Below are 4,388 nucleotides of genomic sequence, written 5' to 3'. Positions count from 1 at the left end.
TCTCTATTTTCCCTAAAGATTTCTCTTTCATCATAGAAGAAAACCTAAGTGATATTTTTAGTTTGTTCCATAAACACAAGGTAAAAATTACAACCATGCTGAATTCTGCAATCAGTTTTTCGGTAAGTTTTGATCATGATCCTAAAAAACTGGAAGCGCTGATAGCAGATCTTTCGCTGCACTATAAAGTTAAGTATAACACTGGCCTGGAATTGGTTACCATAAGATACTACAACCAGCAAACCATAGATAGGGTAACTGTTAACAAAAACATCCTACTGGAAGTTAAAAGCAGGTATACCTGTCAAATTGTAATGAGGGACAAGACAACAGTTGAATAGACATGTTTTAGATAGCGAGGTTCAGGAGTACGTTAACAATCATTTAAATGATRATGTACACAAACTCGCTATGTCTAAAAGTCCGTTTAAGGATGTTGATTCTAAAGCGCTTGCTAACCAGATTGCGGCAAAAAACAAATCGGTAAAAAAATTGCCTACCTGGTATAAAACGGATTCCATTTATTACCCTGCCCTACTTTCCATTGAGCAATGTTCATCGGAAACCACAGCAACATACAAATCAGCGTTAGCTATTGGCGACAGCTTAATAGATCTTACTGGAGGCTTTGGGGTAGATAGTTATTACTTTGCAAAAACCGTTAAAAGCTTAACACATTGCGAAATCAATGTGGATCTTTCTGAAATAGCTGCTCATAATGCAGTAATGTTGGGACAACTAAATATTAAATGCCTGGCTGTGGATGGTATTGCGCTACTGGAAAAAACCGATGAAATCTTTGATACGATTTACCTGGATCCTGCAAGAAGAAGTTCGGCAGGCAAAGTTTTTATGTTAAAAGACTGCACTCCGAATGTGGTTGAGCATCTGGAATTACTACTTTCCAAATCAAAACGCATCATTATTAAAACAGCACCGTTATTAGACATTACGGCTGGTTTAAAGGAGCTAAGCAATGTTTCTGAAGTTCATATTATAAGTGTAAAAAATGAGTGCAAAGAACTGTTATGGATTATTGACAGCGACAGATCTGCGCAGCAACCAAAAATAACAGCAGTTACCCTAAACGAATCTCAAAAGGAATTCTCCTTTTTTAAAGGTGAAGAAGAAACAGAGGTTGAATTGCTAAACGAAACTCCTTCTGGCTATCTGTATGAACCAGATACAGCACTGCTTAAAAGCGGAGCCTTTAACCTGATAGCTGCAAGGTTTCGGTTAAAAAAGCTACATCATCAAACACAGTTGTATGTTTCAGATCATTTGGATTCCTCCTTTCCAGGCAGAATTTTTAAGATCAACAGTCTCTTATCTTCCAGTGATCTTAAAAAAGAAAAGTCGCCGAGGGGAAATGTTATTGCCAGAAACTATCGGGATAAGGCGGAAAACCTGGTAAGGAAATACAAAATAAAGCCTGATCACAACAAGTTCTTTGTTTTTACACAAGGTGCTAATCATGATTATCTAATAATAGATGCCGAAATAATGCAGCACTATTAAATTTTAGGTTTAGTTATTTCAATAATTCGTTCTAAAAAAATGATCGATTTAATTTAGCTTTATGCTAACGAAATAATCATAACCAAATTTTTCCTGATCATGAACCAATTAACGCTCATTCTCTTATCTCTATTTATTTCAACTGCGGTTTTATCTCAGGATAAAAGCAAGATTAACGGCCTAATCTCTGAAGGGGTTAAACTCCATGACGCCGGTAAATTTGAAGAAGCTATCTTAAAATATAAAGAAGCATTACAATTAGATCCGGATAATTCTACCGCGAATTATGAAATTGCCTATACACTATTTAGCAATAAATCGGCTAAAGATGCCATCCCGTATCTGAATAAAATAATTGAAGAGAATCCGTCTAATTCAGGCAGTGCATACGACATGTTAGGAAGTATTTATGATACACAGGGGCAGAAAGATAAAGCCATTGAATATTATAAACGCGGCATAAAAGCGCAGCCAGAATATCAGGGCCTATATTATAATCTTGCCATAACCTATAGTAGCCTCGACAAAAATGAGGAGGCATTACAAAATGTAACCAAAGCTTTGCAGCTAAATCCAAAACACGCAAGTAGCCATCGCTTATACGCATTAATAAACATGGCCGAACCAAGTAAAAAAATTGCTGCACTTCTTAGCTACTGTAATTTCCTGATACTGGAAGCTACCACTCAACGCTCGACTAAAGCTTTTCAGGATGTTAAATCAATTCTCAATTCAGGGATTACCAAAACAACCGGAGTAAACAACATTACGATCAATCGTAATCCCAACGAAAAGGATCCCGACGTAGGTGCAGCAAGCCTGGCCATATCAATGGCTTCGCTGTCGCCAGGATTGGCTGGTTTGTCGGAAGCAGATCAACTAGAACTACAGCTTAAAACAATTTTTGGTATTACCGGGGAACTTTCTGAAAAGAAAAAAGAAAAGGATTTTTTCTGGTCTTTTTACGCTGATTATTTTTACAAACTATCTAAATCAGAATTTATGCCATTAATCGCGCGCATTATTAGCTTTACTTCCAATCAGGAAGAAAAGAGAAAATGGATAAAAGAACATGAACAGCTTTTAACGGATTATTCAGTTTGGGAATCTGCAACTCCGCGCAATTGATACCTTCAATAGCCTAATCAAAAAGAAAGCCCCGGAATACTTATATTCCGGGACCTCATCACCCTCACCCATCACCTTTAATTGTGGTAGATACTCCCTTAAAAAAGAATATTAACTATTCATTTTTAAGCATTTACGTAGTTAGGCGATAAATGGTTGCCGCCATGATGCGGAATTACTTTGAGATGACGAAAGCCTATTCAGCGGCTAATATTTTAATATCTTTTATCTCCAGTATTGATTTAGAATATCCTTTAAGAACACTATTAATCATAGCTTGTCCAACCTCTTTTAAAGTGCTTACCTGGCCTGGTATTAGCAAGCGGAGCAAAGGATATAATGATGCTATAACCTGATAAAGCCCTTTAACATTTACCTGACCTGGGGTAGGCTTCATGAAACCCGGACGAAAATTATATACATTTTTAAATGGCAACTTCATTAAAGCATTCTCAGTTTTACCTTTTACACGTGCCCACATCACTCTTCCTTTTCCGRAACTATCCGTGTGACTACCGGATATATGGCTGAAAACCATCCCAGCATTAAGAAGAACAAGTTTATTTGCCAGGTGCATCGTAGTGTCATAAGTAATGTAACTATATTCCGCTTCCTTCATCCCATTTGAACTTATGCCTGCGCAATAAAAACATGCATCATAACCAGTTAACTGATCTTGTATGCCATCAATATTGAAAAAATCTGGCACAATGCATTCTTTTAATTTGGGATGCTTCTGACCGCGATAAGGTTTACGTCCAATTGCAAGTACTTCTTTTACCTTCGGATGCGACAGGCATYCTAATAATACGCCTTCGCCTACCATACCGGTAGCTCCTGTAATGATCACTTTAATTTCCATTTATTCAGTTACTAATTTTAGTGCCCATACAAAGCTTAGGCCGGCTTGCATAAAATTACAATTCCAAACTAAAGCACAAGCATTCTTTGCGAACAATTTTAACATTCTTTAACATACTTTAACATTCCCAAATCCGCTAACTTTCAATGTTTTAGTTATTTTTACTATTAAGAAAATTACCCTCAAACTATGAACCACTATCAAAAAATTAACAATCTTGTAGGATTTCTGCTTTTTCTGATTGCAGGAGTGGTCTACTGGCTAACCATGGAACCAACCGTAAGCTTTTGGGATTGCGGAGAATTCATTTCCGCAGCCGATAAATTACAAGTAGGTCACCAGCCTGGCGCCCCTTTATTCCTGATGATAGGAAAGCTATTTTCTTTGTTAGCTGCAGGTGACGTAACAAAAATTGCTTACTGGATGAACTTCAGCTCAGTAATTTTTAGTGCCGCCACAGTTATGTTTCTTTATTGGACCATCACCCTGATTGCCAGTAAGCTATACAAACAGGAAAAAACTACCGCGGATGTGCTAACCGTTGTTGCTACAGGTGTAGTTGGTGCTTTGGCATTTACCTTTTCAGATACATTTTGGTTTTCGGCAGTTGAGGCCGAGGTATATTCACTTTCTATATTATTTACAGCCCTTGTATTTTGGGCAATTTTGAAATGGGAAAGTAAAACAGACGACCGCTGGCTGGTACTAATTGCATTTGTAATTGGATTATCTATTGGGGTCCATTTATTAAGTTTGTTGGCCATTCCAGCTGTAGTACTCGTTTATTATTTCAAAAAAACAACAAAGCCAACCACCTTTGGTATCATTAAAGCAATAGGTGTTGCAGGGCTTATATGGGTAATAGTTCAGTTCGTTATTA

Annotated in this window: 4 protein-coding genes and 1 pseudogene; 4 read left to right on the top strand and 1 reads right to left on the bottom strand. The window is 37.3% G+C overall.

All coding sequences use genetic code 11. The features are described 5' to 3' along the window. The 3 genes and pseudogenes from AC1DG9_RS23915 to AC1DG9_RS23905 all read left to right on the top strand — a co-directional run. Positions 1-341 (top strand): annotated as a pseudogene (locus AC1DG9_RS23915) (aspartate kinase); the annotation flags it as partial. A 70-nt stretch (positions 342-411) separates the two neighbouring features. After that, complete coding sequence (locus AC1DG9_RS23910) at positions 412-1,518, top strand: class I SAM-dependent methyltransferase (RefSeq protein ID WP_477635372.1); 1,107 nt, start codon at positions 412-414, stop codon at positions 1,516-1,518. 99 nt (positions 1,519-1,617) lie between these two features. After that, positions 1,618-2,646, top strand: a complete 1,029-nt coding sequence (locus AC1DG9_RS23905; protein ID WP_172659881.1) for a tetratricopeptide repeat protein — start codon at positions 1,618-1,620, stop codon at positions 2,644-2,646. A 196-nt stretch (positions 2,647-2,842) separates the two neighbouring features. Here the strand turns inward: AC1DG9_RS23905 and AC1DG9_RS23900 are convergent, their stop codons facing one another. Continuing rightward, positions 2,843-3,508: an NAD-dependent epimerase/dehydratase family protein gene (locus tag AC1DG9_RS23900; RefSeq protein ID WP_477635371.1), complete on the bottom strand. Its 666-nt coding sequence runs from the start codon at positions 3,506-3,508 to the stop codon at positions 2,843-2,845. Between the two features lie 189 nt (positions 3,509-3,697). On the opposite strand from AC1DG9_RS23900, the gene AC1DG9_RS23895 reads away from it, so the two are divergent. Further along, positions 3,698-4,388 (top strand): glycosyltransferase family 117 protein (locus AC1DG9_RS23895; RefSeq protein WP_477635370.1); only part of this gene is annotated, 691 nt, incomplete at its 3' end.

It is taken from the genome of Pedobacter sp. 05L430, assembly GCF_056397585.1.
The sequence above is the reverse complement of the archived record's forward strand: the minus strand, read 5'-3'. Positions and strand labels throughout refer to the sequence as shown.